The organism is Propionispora sp. 2/2-37 (assembly GCF_001298735.1).
Lineage (GTDB): Bacteria > Bacillota > Negativicutes > Propionisporales > Propionisporaceae > Propionispora.
The window spans coordinates 1-16,937 of sequence record NZ_CYSP01000003.1 but is presented as its reverse complement, the minus strand read 5'-3'; the positions used below and the strand labels follow the sequence as shown (position 1 = coordinate 16,937).

Annotated in this window: 14 protein-coding genes and 1 riboswitch; of the genes, 11 read left to right on the top strand and 3 right to left on the bottom strand. The window is 45.4% G+C overall.

All coding sequences use genetic code 11. The features are described 5' to 3' along the window. Positions 1–7 precede the first annotated feature (7 nt). Entirely contained in the window at positions 8–1,411 is a 1,404-nt protein-coding gene (locus P22_RS03455) for an FMN-binding glutamate synthase family protein (RefSeq protein ID WP_054258833.1), read from the bottom strand. Between the two features lie 165 nt (positions 1,412–1,576). Between P22_RS03455 and P22_RS03450 the strand changes: the two genes are divergently transcribed. The 3 genes from P22_RS03450 to thiC all read left to right on the top strand — a co-directional run bounded on the left by P22_RS03450 (position 1,577) and on the right by thiC (position 4,680). Further along, positions 1,577–2,623 (top strand): type III polyketide synthase, encoded by a 1,047-nt coding sequence (locus tag P22_RS03450; protein ID WP_054258832.1) that lies wholly within the window; start codon positions 1,577–1,579, stop codon positions 2,621–2,623. Beyond that, on the top strand, positions 2,617–3,135 hold the full coding sequence (locus tag P22_RS03445; RefSeq protein WP_054258831.1) for an isoprenylcysteine carboxyl methyltransferase family protein: 519 nt from the start codon (positions 2,617–2,619) through the stop codon (positions 3,133–3,135). The genes P22_RS03450 and P22_RS03445 overlap by 7 nt, the downstream gene beginning before the upstream one ends. A gap of 91 nt (positions 3,136–3,226) precedes the next feature. Beyond that, a riboswitch (TPP riboswitch) is annotated at positions 3,227–3,317 on the top strand. Between the two features lie 61 nt (positions 3,318–3,378). Beyond that, positions 3,379–4,680: a phosphomethylpyrimidine synthase ThiC gene (thiC, locus tag P22_RS03440; protein WP_054258830.1), complete on the top strand. Its 1,302-nt coding sequence runs from the start codon at positions 3,379–3,381 to the stop codon at positions 4,678–4,680. 62 nt (positions 4,681–4,742) lie between these two features. Here thiC and P22_RS03435 read toward each other — a convergent pair whose 3' ends face one another. Next, on the bottom strand, positions 4,743–5,189 hold the full coding sequence (locus P22_RS03435) for a universal stress protein (RefSeq protein WP_054258829.1): 447 nt from the start codon (positions 5,187–5,189) through the stop codon (positions 4,743–4,745). A gap of 287 nt (positions 5,190–5,476) precedes the next feature. On the opposite strand from P22_RS03435, the gene P22_RS03430 reads away from it, so the two are divergent. From P22_RS03430 to nifJ, 5 genes are all read left to right on the top strand, one after another. Continuing rightward, on the top strand, positions 5,477–7,147 hold the full coding sequence (locus tag P22_RS03430) for a glutamine--tRNA ligase/YqeY domain fusion protein (protein WP_054258828.1): 1,671 nt from the start codon (positions 5,477–5,479) through the stop codon (positions 7,145–7,147). 204 nt (positions 7,148–7,351) lie between these two features. Next, positions 7,352–7,981, top strand: a complete 630-nt coding sequence (locus tag P22_RS03425; protein ID WP_054258827.1) for a DUF47 domain-containing protein — start codon at positions 7,352–7,354, stop codon at positions 7,979–7,981. Continuing rightward, positions 7,974–8,963 carry an inorganic phosphate transporter gene (locus tag P22_RS03420; protein ID WP_054258826.1) on the top strand — a complete coding sequence of 330 codons (990 nt, stop codon included), beginning with the start codon at positions 7,974–7,976 and terminating at the stop codon, positions 8,961–8,963. Before P22_RS03425 ends, P22_RS03420 begins: the two co-directional genes overlap by 8 nt. An 86-nt stretch (positions 8,964–9,049) precedes the next feature. After that, positions 9,050–9,367, top strand: a complete 318-nt coding sequence (locus tag P22_RS03415) for a hypothetical protein (protein WP_054258825.1) — start codon at positions 9,050–9,052, stop codon at positions 9,365–9,367. Between the two features lie 417 nt (positions 9,368–9,784). Continuing rightward, positions 9,785–13,291, top strand: a complete 3,507-nt coding sequence (gene nifJ, locus P22_RS03410) for a pyruvate:ferredoxin (flavodoxin) oxidoreductase (protein WP_054258824.1) — start codon at positions 9,785–9,787, stop codon at positions 13,289–13,291. A 144-nt stretch (positions 13,292–13,435) separates the two neighbouring features. Here the strand turns inward: nifJ and P22_RS03405 are convergent, their stop codons facing one another. Next, entirely contained in the window at positions 13,436–13,669 is a 234-nt protein-coding gene (locus P22_RS03405; protein ID WP_054258823.1) for a hypothetical protein, read from the bottom strand. A 142-nt stretch (positions 13,670–13,811) separates the two neighbouring features. On the opposite strand from P22_RS03405, the gene P22_RS03400 reads away from it, so the two are divergent. The 3 genes from P22_RS03400 (at position 13,812) to P22_RS03390 (ending at position 16,814) form a co-directional block, all read left to right on the top strand. Next, complete coding sequence (locus P22_RS03400) at positions 13,812–15,155, top strand: MATE family efflux transporter (RefSeq protein ID WP_054258822.1); 1,344 nt, start codon at positions 13,812–13,814, stop codon at positions 15,153–15,155. 72 nt (positions 15,156–15,227) lie between these two features. Continuing rightward, the gene (locus P22_RS03395) at positions 15,228–16,349 is read left to right on the top strand and encodes a M20/M25/M40 family metallo-hydrolase (RefSeq protein WP_054258821.1); all 1,122 of its coding nucleotides are present in this window, start codon (positions 15,228–15,230) and stop codon (positions 16,347–16,349) included. Positions 16,350–16,424: 75 nt separating this feature from the next. Further along, positions 16,425–16,814 (top strand): secondary thiamine-phosphate synthase enzyme YjbQ, encoded by a 390-nt coding sequence (locus P22_RS03390; protein ID WP_054258820.1) that lies wholly within the window; start codon positions 16,425–16,427, stop codon positions 16,812–16,814. Positions 16,815–16,937 lie beyond the last annotated feature (123 nt).

Below are 16,937 nucleotides of genomic sequence, written 5' to 3'. Positions count from 1 at the left end.
TGTGCAATTAGTGAAGAGGCGCAGGAGGAGCTTCTTCACGGTTTTCATAATCGTTGCTATGTTCTAATGCCGCTTTTTTTCGGCGTCTTTGTCCTGCATAGCGGATGCCAATGCATTCCGCTAGATATTTATCGACCGTTACCAGGTCGTCGAGCCCTAATTCTTTGCAGGAATGTTTTCCTAAAGCCTGTAAAGCCAGCTTCATTTCCGCAGAACAGGAACTTAAAAAATTAAATAAGCTGTGTGCTGCTTTGTCGATGTCCAGTTTATCGGTCATTTTACCGGAATAGAGAGCAAGCTGTGACGGCGGTGCCTGTGGCAGTACTTTTACCGCCTGGGCCTGCATAGCGGCCATTAATGCTATGGAACCGATATAAATGGCATCGGCTCCTAATGCCAACGCCTTCAAAAAGTGGCCGGGAGTTGTCATGCCGCCGGTAATAATGATGCTAAACCGATCACGCAGATTATTTTCTTCCAGCCAGTTAATGCAGCGGACAAGTGAGTACAGAGTAGGCAGACCGACATCATCCTGTAAAGTGGGCGGCGAAGACGAGGTTCCGCCTTCGGAACCGTCAATGACGATATAGTCGGCTTGTGTTTGGGCAAGAACAGCCAGTTCATATTCTATATAATCGGTGCCGGCAATTTTGACCCCTACCGGTACATCGTACTGGGACTTCATAGAATTTACCATGTTGATGTAGTCTTGCGTTGACTGTTTGCCAGGCATACGGGAATACACTGTGGCAAAGCCATGTTCACTGTCAAGCTTCCAGGTTTCTTGCAGATGTTCATCTTTTATATAGGTTACCGGTTCCTCGACAGCACCGCCCCAGGCACCCTGGCCAAGCTGAATTTCAATAGCATCCAGTTGACTAAGCTGTTCTTTGCCGCTGAGCCAGCCGCCGCGGTGGTATTGACCAATGAGAAATTTTGCGGCCTCACGTTCCTCGTGAGTTACGGCTGACTCACCGGTATTCGTTGCGGTATTGGCCATGGCCGCCCCTTTGGCCAGGGCAATTTTCATCGGCAGGCTTAAGGAGCCGCCGTAGGACATGCCGGTGATCATGACCGGCATATCTAAGATAAGCGGTTTTTTAGCCGTCGGACCAATGACTGTCTTTAGGCTGATTTCCTGTAAACTGTCAGTGGGCAGTGAAAATAGCTGCCGGGGATTGAGCAGAATTTGCTGCCAGGGAGAAAGAACTACCGGACTGCCAAGCGGACGGGATAACTCCTTGCCGGTTTCTGCCCGGATAGATGCTTCAATCACCGCTCTGGGGCTGAGCTTTTCGGCTGCCGTAACCAGGAGAAAGGGGTTGTCTTCATAATTTTCCGTCATCACTTTGGCCATGGTTTCGTCCAGCATGGGGTCCATCATTTTCATTGCCAGTAAACTGAGCAACATAGGTATCGCCTCCTATAGGTAAGTAGGGAATTCTAGTTATTTTATTGTGTCCCAATTTTGTGATTGTATATTGTACAGGATGATAAAAATTTGTTTTGGGAAAAATCAGGAGGGTTGATGCATATATATAGTCATATTGGAAATCTGTATTGAGGTCGTGATGACATGGGGGATGCTGCAATTCTATCGATAGGTACTGCGGTACCTGAATTTCAGGTAAGTCAGTCGGAGATAAAAGAGGTGGTCCGGGTATTGTTCCATAACAAGATACGGTATTTGGAACATATGCTGCCTATCTTTGACCATGCCTGTATTAACAGGAGGTTTCTGGCGCAGCCATTGGAATGGTATACGCAACCGCATTCCTTTGCCGAACGAAATGATCTCTACCAGATCATGGCCCTGCAGTTGGCCGAACAGGCTGCAGGACAGGCAATGGAAAAAGCAGGCATCAGTCCTAGTGATATCGGGATGGTCGTGTTTGTGTCTTCTACCGGAATAGCAACACCAACACTGGATACTAAATTGATTCAGAGTCTGGGAATGTCCAGGCATGTCCGCCGCCTCCCGGTATGGGGTCTGGGGTGCGCCGGAGGATCGGCCGGTTTGGCCAGGGCGGCGGAAGCCGTGCAGACAATACAAGACAAGGTCGTTTTGCTGGTGGTGGTAGAACTTTGTAGTTTGACATTTCAACAAAACGACTTTTCCAAATCCAATCTGGTCGGTTCAGGATTGTTTGGCGATGGCGCTGCTGCGGTACTATTGGCCAGAGAGGGAGACGGACCGTATATTATGGGCAATTACAGTACATTGTTTGATCATTCGGAGGGTGTTATGGGATGGGATATTATAGAGTCCGGTTTTAAGGTACGCTTTTCCCGTGATATACCGAGTATTATCCGGAACTACCTGCCGGATTTGGTGGCGCAGGCTTGCGCCAACTGGCAAGTGGACAAAAGCGCGATTGAAAATTTTGTAGTGCATCCTGGAGGAGTAAAAGTGTTAAAAGCCTATGCCGAAAGTTTAGCGCTGGATGATGCTGTTTTTCATGATGCTTATGATGTTTTAGCACGGTATGGCAATATGTCCAGTGCCACTATTTTTTTTGTGCTGGAAAAATTTCTGGCTGAAAATGCAGCAGCCGGACGTTTCGGATTGCTGTTATCCATGGGGCCGGGGTTTTGTGCCGAACAGGTGCTATTCCAATGGTGAACGCATTCTTTTGGGGAGTCATGCTGATTCTTATCTGTCAGCGACTGGGCGAATTAATACTGGCAAAAGTAAATTATCGGTATATGATAAACCGGGGGGCAGTTGAATTCGGTGCTAAGCATTATCCCCTGTTTATCCTTTTGCATGGAGCCTGGATGTTTTGCTGGATACTTGAAGTTCTGAACGGGAAAGCGGGGGTAAGCAGCAGCTGGGGTGTATGGGTCACTTTCATTTTGTTGGCTCAGTTTCTGCGCTACTGGTGTATTGCAAGCCTGGGACGCTGCTGGAATACCCGTGTACTTATCCTGCCCGGAGAGCCAAGAATCCGGCGTGGTCCTTACCGGTATTGGCGGCATCCGAATTATCTGGCGGTCTGCATCGAAGTGTTTTGTCTGCCGATGTTGTTTTCCGCCTGGAAAACGGCCGCGGTTTTTTCGGTCCTGAACGGCCTGCTGCTTTTATACATCCGTCTGCCGGTAGAAAATCATGCCCTTCAATCACTCAAGCAGTAAGGGGACTCCCAGGCAATACAATCAACAGCAAAACTTTTGCTTTACAAAAACCAGGTTATACAATACAATTTAACTAACTAAAATAGGGAATTTCTGTGGCTGGGGGCGCCGAAAGGCTGAGATGTTACCCTTGGAACCTGACGTGGTTAGTACCACCGTAGGGATAGCTTATATAGTAAGTAACGGGCTGTTCATACGCAGCCCGTTTTTTATTTTCAGTATACAAATAAAGGAGAGAAGGATATGCAATATACCACTCAAATGGATGCGGCCCGCAAAGGAATCGTCACTGGACAAATGCGTATCGTCGCCGGAAAAGAAAAAATGGAGGTTAACCGTCTGCGTGAACTGGTCGCAGAGGGCAAAGTCGTGATTCCGGCCAATAAAAATCATGTTAGTCTGGACCCGGAGGGAGTGGGTACCGGACTGAGAACGAAGATAAATGTAAACTTAGGTGTTTCTAAGGATTGCTGTGACCTGAATCTGGAACTGGAAAAAGCCAAAAAGGCAATAGAACTGAAAGCGGAAGCTATTATGGATTTGAGCTGCTACGGCAAGACGCAGGAATTCCGCCGTCGGTTAATCGGCTTTTCCCGGGCTATGATTGGCACGGTGCCGATGTACGATGCGGTAGGTATGCTGGATAAAGAGTTAAAAGATATCACCGTGGACGAATTCTTCAGTGTAGTGGAACAGCATGCTGCCGATGGTGTTGATTTTATCACCGTTCATTGCGGCATGAACCGAACCACTGCCGAGCGAATTAAACGCAATCCCAGACTCACCCATATTGTATCCAGAGGCGGCTCGCTTTTGTTTGCCTGGATGGAACTCAACAACCGGGAGAATCCATTTTATCAGTATTATGACCGCCTGCTGGATATTTGCGAGAAATATGATGTAACCATTAGTTTAGGTGACGCCTGCCGGCCGGGATCAATCAGCGATGCGACCGATGCTGCTCAGGTGGAAGAATTGATTACTTTAGGCGAATTGACGAAAAGAGCATGGGCCCGCAATGTGCAGGTAATGATTGAAGGGCCGGGGCATATGGCGCTGAATGAAATTGCTGCCAATATGCTGCTGGAAAAAAAGCTTTGTTATGGAGCACCTTTTTATGTACTTGGTCCCCTGGTAACCGACATTGCCCCCGGGTACGATCATATTACCAGCGCAATCGGTGGTGCCATTGCGGCAGCTAACGGGGCGGATTTTTTGTGCTATGTAACACCGGCAGAACATTTAAGACTGCCTGATTTGGAGGATATGAAAGAAGGAATTATTGCTTCCCGTATTGCCGCTCATGCGGCGGATATCGCCAAAGGAATCCCTGGTGCACGAGACTGGGATAATGCAATGAGTGCGGCCCGGGCTGAAGTGGATTTTCCGAAAATGATTGAACTTGCCATTGATCCGGAAAAAGCCGGGCGTTATCGGGCGGAATCAAAGCCGGAGTCGGAAGATACCTGTACCATGTGCGGGAAGATGTGTCCGATGAAAAATATGAAGAAAATCATGAATGGCGAAGATTTGTGTATAAAATAATAGGCTGATAACATAAAAAGCGTTATGGGAGATTGAACTGTTCCCCATAACGCTTTTCCGTTTTATTTTATGACCATGACCGGACATTTGGCATTATGCATGACATAGTGACTGACACTGCCCATAACCAGCTCTTTCAGAACGCCTAAGCCCCTGCTGCCCATGATAATCAAATCATAGTTATTATTTTTGGCAAATTTGGGAATGATGTCGGCAGGTGATCCTACTTCTAAAAAGGTAGTACTGGCTACCTTAGCGGATAGCAGCGTTGTAGCTTCTTCCAACACTTTTTTGCCAAACTCCTCTGCATTACTGAAAAAATTTTCCGGAATATAGGTAGTGCCAACCGGACTGTATACTTGTAGATCCTTATACGGGAGCAAGGCGTAAATTAATCCGATTTCCGCACCGCAGGCACAGGCAAGATAGTCGGCATGAGCAACCGCCTTGAAAGCGTTCTCGGAACCGTCAACCGGAACTAAAATTTTTTTATAGCTGACTGTACTCATCAGTTAAGCCCCCTTTATAAAATAGATGGGTATCGGAAAAAGCGGTTCCACATACCATTGTGTGGGTAAAACTTAACCTTGCATTGACGTATGTATGTAAACTATCCTTACTACATATGATAATGTAAATTTTTGTATATGTCAAAAAAATAAAAATAAGTAATGCCTTTCTTATGTATGAAAAATTTGCTATAATTTCCTCTATACTATGAAAAAACAGGATTTTTGTTCTGAATGACGAACACCAGATCAGTATTATGTCAGAATATGACAAAAGGAGTAGAAAAATGACCAATCCAGTGCAACCTTCTAATTTTATTCACGATATAATTAATGAAGATTTAAAAAACAATAAAAACAGCAGCCGGGTCCATACCCGGTTTCCACCGGAGCCTAATGGATATTTACATATTGGACATGCCAAGTCGATTTGCCTGAATTTCGGCACTGCCGCGAAATATCATGGTTTGTGCAATCTTCGCTTTGACGATACCAATCCTACTAAAGAAGATGTAGAATACGTGGATTCTATTAAAGAAGATGTTAAGTGGCTGGGGTTCGACTGGGCTGACCGGATGTACTATGCGTCCGATTATTTTGCCCGGTTTTATGAGTATGCCCTTCAATTGATCAAAGCGGGTAAGGCCTATGTTTGTGATTTAAACGCTCAGCAAATCCGGGAATATCGCGGTACACTGACTGAACCAGGAAAGGAAAGCCCTTACCGCAACCGTTCGGTGGAAGAGAACCTTGATCTTTTCCAGCGGATGAAAGCCGGTGAGTTTGCCGATGGATCCCGGGTGCTCAGGGCTAAAATAGATATGGCTTCACCCAATGTCAATATGCGTGACCCCGTTTTATACCGGATTTCCCGGGCCGTCCATCACCGTACCGGCGATACCTGGTGTATTTACCCGATGTACGATTATGCCCATCCTATTTCCGATGCCATAGAGGGAATTACACATTCTATTTGTACCCTGGAATTTGAAGATCATCGGCCTTTATATGATTGGGTTTTGCAGGCGCTGGAATTTGAACGCTGTCCGCAGCAAATCGAGTTTGCACGCTTGAATTTAACGAACACCGTGATGAGTAAACGGCATCTGAGGGCTTTAGTTGAAGAAAAGAAAGTTAACGGATGGGATGATCCCAGGATGCCAACCATTTCCGGCTTGCGGCGTCGTGGCTACACGCCGGAAGCCATCCGGGATTTCTGTGAACGTATCGGAGTGGCCAAAAGCAATAGCACGGTAGACATATCCCTTTTAGAGCATTGCATTCGTGAAGATTTGAACAGCCGTGCAGCCCGGGTTATGGCTGTGCTGAATCCTTTGAAGCTGGTTCTGCTTAATTATCCGGAAAATCAGGTAGAAGAACTCGATGCGGAAAATAATCCGGAAAATCCGGATATGGGTACGAGGAAAATTCCATTTTCCCGTGTTCTCTATATTGAAAAAGAAGATTTTATGGAAAATCCGCCGAAGAAGTTTTTCCGATTGGCGCCGGGGCAGGAAGTGCGACTAAAGCATGCCTATATTATTAAATGCGAACAGGTAGTGAAGGACGAAGCTACCGGCGAAATTATCGAACTTCGTTGCACTTATGACCCGGATACAAAAAGCGGGGGACCGGCCAGCGGACGTAAAGTTAAGGGGACGCTGCACTGGGTCTCCGCCGCTCATGCACTGGAGGCGGAAGTACGCTTGTATGATTATTTGTTTAAAGAAGAAAGCGACGACGGCAATGCGGTATTTAATCCGCATTCCCTGGAGGTTCTGACAAAATGCAGGGTGGAGCCGAGTTTAGTGAAGGCCGTTCCCGGAACACGCTATCAGTTTTTGCGGCAGGGATATTTTAATACCGATTTAGACTCCCGGGATAAAAAACTTGTCTTTAACCGGGTGGTCGGGCTGCGTGATTCCTGGGCTAAGACCCAAAATAAAAACAATGCATGAGATAGTAGCCGGATGTCAACATCCGGCTACTATTGTGCAGCACTTATTTGCAGGAATAATATGGTAATAGCGGTTTCTAATACAAAGCGAATTTGTATGCAAAATTCAACAATATACGCTGATTTTTTATTAAAGACTTAAACAATTTATTGACCTGTGGTATAATCAATAAGGTTCTAAGAAGCTATTACAGGAGGAATTTAAGTGGGATTTCGACTAAAACCCAAGGAAGAGAAGTTTTTTCAGTTGTTGTCTGAACAGGCCAAGTTAGTGCAAAAATCAGCAGATATCCTGTCCCTGGCCATGCATGAGCAGGACAAAATAGTGGAATTGATGGGTCTGATAGATTCGGTCGAAAAAGAAGCTGACAATATCGTCGATAAGGTTACTGCCAAACTGCAAAAAACTTTTATTACTCCGTTTGACCGCGAAGATATTTTTACCCTGACACAAAAACTGGATGATGTGGTTGACTCGATCAAGGGCATTATCGAAAGAATGCATCTGTATAATGTGGGGACAACAACTACGGGGGTTCAGGGATTAACTGAGCTGGTTGTAAAATCTGCCAAACAGATTGAAAAAGCGGTTTCTTATTTGGACGATGTAAAGAAATCTCATCTTAAACTTGAGGCGCGCTGTAGCCGCCTAATGGAATTGGAAGCTGAGGGAGACCGCCTGTATCGTGAAGAGATGGGCAAATTATTCCGTGATTGTAAAGATCCCATTGAAATTATTAAATGGAAAGAAATTCTGACTAATTTGGAAGATGTACTGGACCTTTCTGAAGATATTGCCGATTCGTTAAAAAAGGTAGTGCTAAAATATGCCTGATTATATGCTCGTTTATATAGTCGTGTTTCTGGCGGTGGCTTTTGACTATATTAACGGATTTCACGACACGGCCAATGCCATTGCGACTTCGGTATCGACCAGGGCACTAAAACCCCAGCATGCGATTTTTATGGCAGCCGGCCTTAATTTCCTGGGTGCACTGTTTAGCACCGGTGTGGCAAAGACCATTGGCGGTGATATTGTAAAAGCAGCTTCGCTTGTTAACCAGGAAGTTATTATTGCCGCTCTGGTGGGGGCTATTGCCTGGAATTTGCTTACCTGGTGGTACGGTATTCCCAGCAGTTCATCGCATGCGTTGATTGGCGGCATTATGGGGGCCGTAATTGTTGGTTCCGGCTGGGAGACGCTGAATTATACCGGGATTGAAAAAATAGTGCTGTCCCTGGTGCTTTCACCGATTATCGCGTTAGTTTCGGGCTATATTATTATGGTATTATTATTATGGATATTCGGCCGGTTTGCACCGATGGCTTTAAATTCCGGGTTTCGCCGGATGCAGCTTTTATCAGCCAGTTTAATGGCTTTTTCCCATGGTTCTAATGATGCGCAGAAGGCTATGGGTATTATAACCCTGGCATTGTTAAGTGCCGGACAAATACCTTCGCTGGAAGTTCCCACCTGGGTTAAGCTAATTTGCGCAACTGCGATGGGGATGGGGACGGCCGCCGGTGGCTGGAAAATTATTAAAACAATGGGTACCAAAATTTTTAAATTGGAGCCAATCAATGGTTTTGCTGCAGATTTAAATTCATCATTAATAATTTTTTCGGCTACATTTTTACATTTGCCGGTTAGTACAACCCATGTCGTGTCGGGATCGATTATGGGGGTAGGAGCGGCTAAACGGGTGAAAGCGGTTCATTGGAGCGTCGCTCAGCAGATGGTGTATGCCTGGTTTTTGACAATTCCGCTAAGCGGTCTTACCAGTGCAATTGTCTATAAATTATTGCATATATTTTAATAAACCAGATAGATGCATCCTATAAGAGCAGTATCGTACTAGTGCGATGCTGCTTTGCTTGATGATTAGAGGGTAGGTGGACACTGATGGCTAAAATAAAAAGGAATCTTAGTGATGCGGATATGCTGAAAGGCTGGCAGGAGGAAGTCTCCTTTGAAAACGATATTTATAATGAGCAGGCAAATCCCCGGAATGTCTCACGCCAGGCAAAAGAAAAGCGAGACGGTAAACCGTTTCATTCGTCCTTTTTGACACCGGAGCTTGAAGAGAAGATTGGCAGGGCATTACTGGAGCTTAAACTGGAGTTGTATAAGCAGGGCGTTGTTGATTTTAATATCAAAGTATCCCGTTCCGGCGGGCAAGTCATACTTTCGGCTGTACCGCAAAAGGCAAAGCAAGTATAATATGAGCGGTATCTGGCAAAAGGGAATAGGGTTTCAAAGTATGGATCTCTTGTTTATGGATTGTTGTACCATTGGCGGAGATTTTTTTTTGCAATACGAAATGTACAAATAAATATGCTATTCTATACAAAATTCAGTAAATTAAGAGAAAAGAAGAGTTAGGCCATGATAATTTGGGATATTTAAGTGAATTCTATCACTAAGGCTAATTATGGATATTTGTTCTTTACATATGTAAAACAAAGGTGTAATATTAATAATGTGTATTACCTATGAATAAAAACAGGGTAATATGAAAGTTCTTGATAAATTACTATATGAGGCTAGCTATATAGTGTTAACGACCAAGCAATATACAATTTGACTGCATAAATATGCAGTCTGCGAGTTATTTATAAGCAGAGAGGAGATTGATTGATGGCAAGGAAAATGAAAACAATGGATGGAAATACGGCGGCAGCCTATGTATCGTACGCGTTTACCGAAGTGGCGGCAATCTATCCGATTACCCCCTCATCACCAATGGCAGAACATGTGGATGAATGGGTTGCCCAGGGCAAGAAAAACATCTTCGGGCAGCCGGTGCGGGTAGTGGAAATGCAGTCGGAGGCCGGAGCGGCCGGTGCGATGCACGGATCGCTGCAGGCCGGAGCTTTGACCACGACCTATACGGCATCCCAGGGGTTGTTGCTGATGATCCCCAACATGTACAAAATTGCCGGAGAATTATTGCCGGGAGTTTTCCATGTCAGTGCCCGGGCGCTGGCAGCCAGCTCATTGAACATTTTTGGCGACCATCAGGACGTGATGGCGGCCCGTCAGACCGGCTTTGCCCTGTTGGCAGAAAGCAGCGTACAGGAAGTCATGGATTTGGCGCCCATTGCCCATTTGGCGGCAATAAAGGGGAAAATTCCGTTTGTGAGCTTTTTTGACGGCTTCCGGACATCCCATGAAATTCAAAAAATCGAAGTGCTGGAATACGAAGAACTGGAAAAACTGCTGGATAAAGATGCTTTGGAAGCCTTCCGCAGGAATGCCTTAAATCCAGATCACCCGGTAGTAAGAGGAACGGCGCAAAACCCGGATATTTACTTTCAGGAAAGAGAAGCCGTAAACAAATACTACGAACAAATACCGGACCTTGTCGAAGAATACATGGGCCGAATCAACAAACTGACCGGTCGTGACTATCATTTATTCAACTACTATGGTGCACCGGATGCCGAACGCATCATTATAGCTATGGGATCAATATGTGAAGCCATAGAAGAAACCGTTGACTACCTCAACCAAAAAGGCGAAAAAGTAGGACTATTGACCGTGCACCTGTACCGTCCGTTTTCCATAGATCATTTCTTCAAGTATATTCCGGAAACCGTGAAAAAAATAGCCGTATTAGACCGGACCAAAGAACCGGGTTCATTGGGCGAGCCGCTTTATTTGGATGTTAAAGCCGCCTTTTACGGAAAAGCATGGCAGCCGGTCATCGTCGGCGGCCGGTACGGCCTGGGCTCTAAAGACGTAGTGCCTGCGCATATCGTGGCGGTTTACGATAACCTAAAAGCCGAACAACCTAAGAATGGCTTTACCATGAGTATAGTCGACGACGTTACCTTCACTTCACTGACGCTTCCCGACTATGACCTGGATACCACCCCGGAAGGAACCAAAGCATGTAAATTCTGGGGTCTGGGCTCGGACGGCACAGTAGGGGCCAACAAAAGCGCCATCAAAATCATTGGCGACCATACCAATATGTATGCCCAGGGCTATTTTGCCTATGATTCCAAAAAATCAGGCGGCATCACCGTATCGCACCTGCGGTTTGGCGAAAAGCAAATCAAATCGCCGTATCTCATCAACAAGGCCGACTTCATTGCCTGCCATAACCAATCCTATGTAGACAAATATGATGTCCTGGAAGGACTCAAAAAAGGCGGCAACTTCCTGCTAAACTGTATCTGGGACAAAGACGAACTGGATGAAAAACTGCCGGGAGCCATGAAGCGCTATATAGCCAACAACGACATTCAATTCTATACCATTGACGCGGTGAAAATTGCGCAAGAGCTGGGGCTGGGCGGACGCATAAACATGATCATGCAGGCGGCTTTCTTTAAGATTGCCAATATCATTCCCCTGGAAGATGCCGTAAAATACCTGAAAGATGCGGTTGTAAAATCCTACGGCAACAAAGGGCAAAAAGTAGTGGACATGAACAATGCGGCTATTGACCGGGGAGTGGATGCCATTGTCAAAATTAATATACCGGCAGCCTGGAAAAACGCAGCCGACACAGTAACCGAAAGCAAAGAAGTACCGGCCTTCATCAAAGACATCTTAGTACCGATGAACCGTCAGGAAGGCGATAAACTGCCGGTCAGTGCCTTTGTCGGCAGAGAAGACGGGACCTTCCCGTTAGGGACGGCAGCTTATGAAAAGCGCGGCATCGCCGTCAACGTTCCCGAATGGCAAATTGATAAATGTATACAATGTAATCAATGTTCGTACGTATGTCCCCATGCCACCATCCGTCCGGTGCTGATCAGTGCCGAAGAACAGGCAGCCGCCCCGGAAGGATTTACCTCGAAACCTGCAGTAGGTGCGAAAGACCTATTATACCGAATCGCCGTAGCACCGCTAGATTGCACCGGCTGCGGCAACTGCGCTAATATCTGCCCGGCCAAAGAAAAAGCGCTTATTATGAAACCGCTGGAAACACAGCAGGAACAGATCGAATTGTGGGAATATGCAGTATCACTAAAAACAAAACCCAATCCGATGAACAAAAATACCGTAAAAGGCAGTCAATTTGAACAGCCGCTCCTGGAATTCTCCGGTGCGTGTGCCGGCTGTGGCGAAACCCCGTATGCCAAGCTGGTGACCCAATTGTTTGGCGACCGGATGATGGTGGCCAATGCCACCGGTTGTTCCTCCATCTGGGGAGCTAGCGCGCCGTCGATACCATACACCACCAATCAAAAAGGGCAAGGACCGGCCTGGGCTAACTCCTTGTTTGAAGACAATGCCGAATATGGTTTGGGTATGCATTTAGGCGTAACGCAGGTACGCAACAAACTGGCTGCTGATGTACAGGCCGCCCTGGAAGTGTCCAGTCCCGAATTAAAGGCTGCGCTGGAAGCCTGGCTGGCCGACAAAGATAACGGTGCCGAAACGCGTGAACGGGCCGAAGCCGTAATCGCCTTATTAGAAAAAGAAAAGAACAATGCGCCGATTTTAAAAGAAATCTACAACAACAAAGACTTTCTGGTGAAACGGTCCCAATGGATTTTCGGCGGCGACGGTTGGGCTTATGACATCGGCTTTGGCGGTCTGGACCATGTCCTGGCTTCCGGAGAAGACGTCAATGTGCTAGTATTTGATACCGAGATTTATTCCAATACCGGCGGACAATCATCGAAATCGACCCCGACGGCAGCGATTGCCAAATTTGCCGCCAGCGGGAAGAATGTGAAGAAAAAAGACCTGGGTATGATGGCGATGAGCTATGGCTACGTATATGTGGCGCAGATATCCATGGGAGCGGATAAAAATCAGACCCTGAAGGCCATTGCGGAAGCAGAAGCGTATCCCGGACCATCCTTGATCATAGCCTATGCGCCCTGTATCAGCCATGGAATTCGCGGGGGCATGGGAAAAAGCCAGATCGAAGCCAAGCAGGCAGTGGACTCGGGATACTGGGCAATGTACCGGTATAACCCGCAACTAAAAGACGCTGGTAAAAATCCGTTTGTGCTGGATTCGAAAGAACCGACGGCTGATTTCAGAGAGTTTCTGCTGGGTGAAGTACGGTATGCGTCACTAATGAAACAAAACCCTGAAATTGCGGAAAGTCTGTTTAAGAAAACCGAGGAAGAGGCCAGGGAACGGCTGGCTACCTACAAGCGGTTGGCTCAAAACTAGAGCAGGGTTATAAAGAATACATGCGCAATTGAGGTATTTGAAACCGCAGTGACGGTTTCAAATACCTCTTTGTACATAAAAATAGAACAGAACTACAGGTTCTGTTCTATAAAAGTCAACACAGCAGGTTGAAAAAGAATGGAGTCAACCTTTTATGAGATACTGCAATAAGAGCGAAACATCTTCCGGTTCTGAGGCAATAATTTCAATTTCATCAATTTTTGCTTCACTAAAGAGTCTGGACAGGGCAACGTACTGAGATAGCTTCGATTTCAGGTTCAATCTGTCACCTTCATTTGTGACTAGTTCCACGCGGCCTTTGCATTGGTCAAGTACTTCAAAAAAACGGTTTATATCGGTAATATTTTTTATTTTCATAGGTAACCTCCTTTCTAAATTTATTTTTATATAAATAGTTTATCATGTGGAATGAAAAAAGGGAAATTAAGTAAGACTTTTTTGAATCCCATGTTATTTATGCGGGCATAATGTTATGATAGATCTGTATTTGGAGGGATTTATGCAAGATTCTGCAGCTATGGGAACCGAAAAGATCGGGACACTGCTTTGGCGTTTTTCTGCCCCGGCTATTATTGGTATGCTCGTTAACGCATTATATAATATTGTTGACAGTATTTTTGTTGGTAATGGCGTAGGGGAAATCGCGCTGGCGGCGGTGGCCATTGCGTTTCCGGTTATGACGGTTCTTATGGGGTTTGGCATGTTGATTGGCATTGGAGCCGGTTCACTCGTTTCCATCCGGATGGGAGAAAACCGTACTGATGAGGCAGAGAAAATTTTGGGGAGTGCTTTTGTATTAACGCTCATATTAGCCGTTTGTCTCAGTCTGACTTTTTTGGTGTTTTTGGATCAATTGTTAGTGGGACTGGGAGCAGAGACAAATGTCCTGCCGTATGCCCGGGAATTTACCAGCATTATATTATGGGGCAGTGTATTCTTGTTTATTGGTTTTGGTATGAATAATATTATCCGGGCTCAGGGAGATCCTAAAACGGCTATGGCCACCATGCTGATTTCGGCCGGTATTAATATTGTGCTGAATCCATTGTTTATTTTTGTATTCCATATGGGAATCGGCGGATCGGCATTAGCCACGGTAGTTGCTCAGACTGTTTCTTCTATTTGGGTCATTGCCTACTTTTTAGGGGAAAGAAGTTTTTTGAAATTGCGACTGCAGTATTTTACTTTTGATGGTAAAATTATCATGCAAATTATTAATATCGGCCTATCACCATTCCTTGTGCAAATCGCCGCCAGTGTAGTCAGCATAGTTTTTAATTATAGCTTACTATCATACGGTGGGGAATTGGCGGTTGCTTCCATTGGTATTATCAATAGGATGGCATTACTGCTATTGATGCCGATTTTTGGTATCAGTCAGGGGGTTCAGCCAATTATTGGCTATAATTATGGAGCGAGAAATTATAAACGGGTTATTGAGGCAGTTAAGCTTGGTGTTTATGCGGCTTCTGCAATATCTTTATTTGGCTTTATCGTTGTACAACTGTTCAGTGAGAATGTGGTCGCTTTGTTTAATCAAAATCCACAACTGATTGAAATGGGGTCCGGTGGTTTGCGATTGTTTTTATGCATGCTGCCGATTATCGGTTTTCAAGTTATTAGTGCCAACTATTTCCAAGCGGTTGGTAAGGTAAAGCAGGCTATTTTTTTAAGCATGTCAAGGCAGGTGTTTTTATTGATACCTTTAATTATTATATTGCCGACAATATTTGGCTTAACTGGTGCCTGGATAGCGGCACCAATTGCCGATTTGGGTGCGGCAATCATAACAGCATTTTTTTTGTTTAAAGAACTTAGCAAGTTCAAACAGGTTATGCAGTAAAGCCGCATACTGTAATGGATAAAATAATAAGCAAAATGGATCGGTTATATTCTATGGTTAGGAGGAAGCACGATGGTAAATTGTGAACGCATGCTGCATGAGTTTCTTGAATTAGTTAAAATAGCGGCTCCATCACGACAGGAGCGTAAGGTTGCCGATCTTCTAAAAAATCGGCTAAAGCAAATGGGATTGAAGGTGGAGGAAGATGATACCGGAAGAAAAATTGGGGGTAATAGCGGGAATATCTTTGCTTTTTTGCCGGGGAATGTGCCGGGAAAACCGGCTATTTTATTCACTGCCCACATGGATTGTGTAGAACCCTGTGAAGGCATTATTCCCGTACTCAGTGACGGGGTAATCACGTCTTCAGGTAATACTATTTTAGGTTCCGACGATAAGGCCGGAGTCGTTGCCATAATGGAAGCTTTACGGGTAGTACTGGAGAAAAAAATTCCTCATGGCGATGTGCAAATCGTTTTCACCGTTTCCGAAGAGGGAGGACTTGAAGGCTCTAAACATTTGGACAAAACCAGATTACAGGCCGATTTCGGTTATGCGCTGGATTCGGGCGGAACACCAGGGAAAATTATCACCAAAGCACCTGGGCAGGATCATATTGCTGTTGTTATCCATGGCAAGACGGCACATGCCGGTGTTGCTCCGGAAGACGGAATCAATGCTATTATTGTTGCCGGGAAGGCTCTGGCACAACTTAAACACGGCCGTATTGACGATGAAACAACCGCCAATGTGGGGATTATCAGAGGCGGGCAGGCTACGAATATTGTACCGGACCGGGTCGAACTGGCCTGTGAGGCCCGAAGCCGGGATTTGAATAAACTGGCTGAACAGACCCAGCATATGAAAGGGATTTTTGAACAAACCGCCAGAGAAAATGGATGTCGTGCCGAAGTGCTTGTGGAACGTGCTTACGGGCCGTATGAATTGTCCAATGATAGCCCGGTAGTTAAATTGGCTGTTAAGGCGGCTGAACATATTGGATTACAACCGCTGCTGGAAGCTACCGGCGGAGGCAGCGATGCGAATTTTTTCAATAACTACGGCGTTCCTACTGCTGTTTTGGGAGTGGGAATGTCAAAAGTGCATACCACAGAAGAATATATCAAAGAAACGGATTTATACAAGGCGGGAGATTTGGTTATTGCTATTTTGAAAACAGCGGCTGGAAATTAGACATCTGTCCACTTTTGAAGATATTATACTCTATTCATGCACCTTTTTGATAGATAGAGAAAGAGGGGAAAAAGTATGCAGGAATTTCAGGTACAGACACCAAGAGAAGGCTTTATTGATATTACGGCTGAGGTTGCTGCCGCAGTCAGCGCAAGCCGGATGAAAGACGGCATCTGCCAAGTTTTTGTACCACATACGACAGCCGGGGTAACAATCAATGAAAATGCCGATCCGGATGTTGTTGCAGATATGTTAAAAGCCTTAAATCATATGGTACCTGAGCTTAATTATCAGCATGGGGAAGGAAATTCGCGGGCCCATGTAAAAAGTTCGCTGTTAGGATGTTCGCTTACTATTCCTTTTGCTGATGGTAAGTTGGTTATGGGCACCTGGCAGGGTATTTATTTTTGTGAATTTGACGGGCCTAGACGGCGTAAATACAGAGTGCAGGTAACCGGGCAATGATACTATCCTTAAAATCCGGATTTTCGTTAATTATAAGTGTAATTCTTATTGACGAATATCGGCGCTTTATGTTAGTATATAAAAGTCGTTGAGATCAATAGCGATAAGTGCTAACGCATTTAT

Coding starts and splice junctions, on each gene's coding strand:
- P22_RS03455 (WP_054258833.1), bottom strand. CDS start 1,411: ATGTTGCTCAGTTTACTGGCAATGAAAATGATGGACCCCATGCTGGAC.
- P22_RS03450 (WP_054258832.1), top strand. CDS start 1,577: ATGGGGGATGCTGCAATTCTATCGATAGGTACTGCGGTACCTGAATTT.
- P22_RS03445 (WP_054258831.1), top strand. CDS start 2,617: ATGGTGAACGCATTCTTTTGGGGAGTCATGCTGATTCTTATCTGTCAG.
- thiC (WP_054258830.1), top strand. CDS start 3,379: ATGCAATATACCACTCAAATGGATGCGGCCCGCAAAGGAATCGTCACT.
- P22_RS03435 (WP_054258829.1), bottom strand. CDS start 5,189: ATGAGTACAGTCAGCTATAAAAAAATTTTAGTTCCGGTTGACGGTTCC.
- P22_RS03430 (WP_054258828.1), top strand. CDS start 5,477: ATGACCAATCCAGTGCAACCTTCTAATTTTATTCACGATATAATTAAT.
- P22_RS03420 (WP_054258826.1), top strand. CDS start 7,974: ATGCCTGATTATATGCTCGTTTATATAGTCGTGTTTCTGGCGGTGGCT.
- P22_RS03415 (WP_054258825.1), top strand. CDS start 9,050: ATGGCTAAAATAAAAAGGAATCTTAGTGATGCGGATATGCTGAAAGGC.
- nifJ (WP_054258824.1), top strand. CDS start 9,785: ATGGCAAGGAAAATGAAAACAATGGATGGAAATACGGCGGCAGCCTAT.
- P22_RS03405 (WP_054258823.1), bottom strand. CDS start 13,669: ATGAAAATAAAAAATATTACCGATATAAACCGTTTTTTTGAAGTACTT.
- P22_RS03400 (WP_054258822.1), top strand. CDS start 13,812: ATGCAAGATTCTGCAGCTATGGGAACCGAAAAGATCGGGACACTGCTT.
- P22_RS03395 (WP_054258821.1), top strand. CDS start 15,228: ATGGTAAATTGTGAACGCATGCTGCATGAGTTTCTTGAATTAGTTAAA.
- P22_RS03390 (WP_054258820.1), top strand. CDS start 16,425: ATGCAGGAATTTCAGGTACAGACACCAAGAGAAGGCTTTATTGATATT.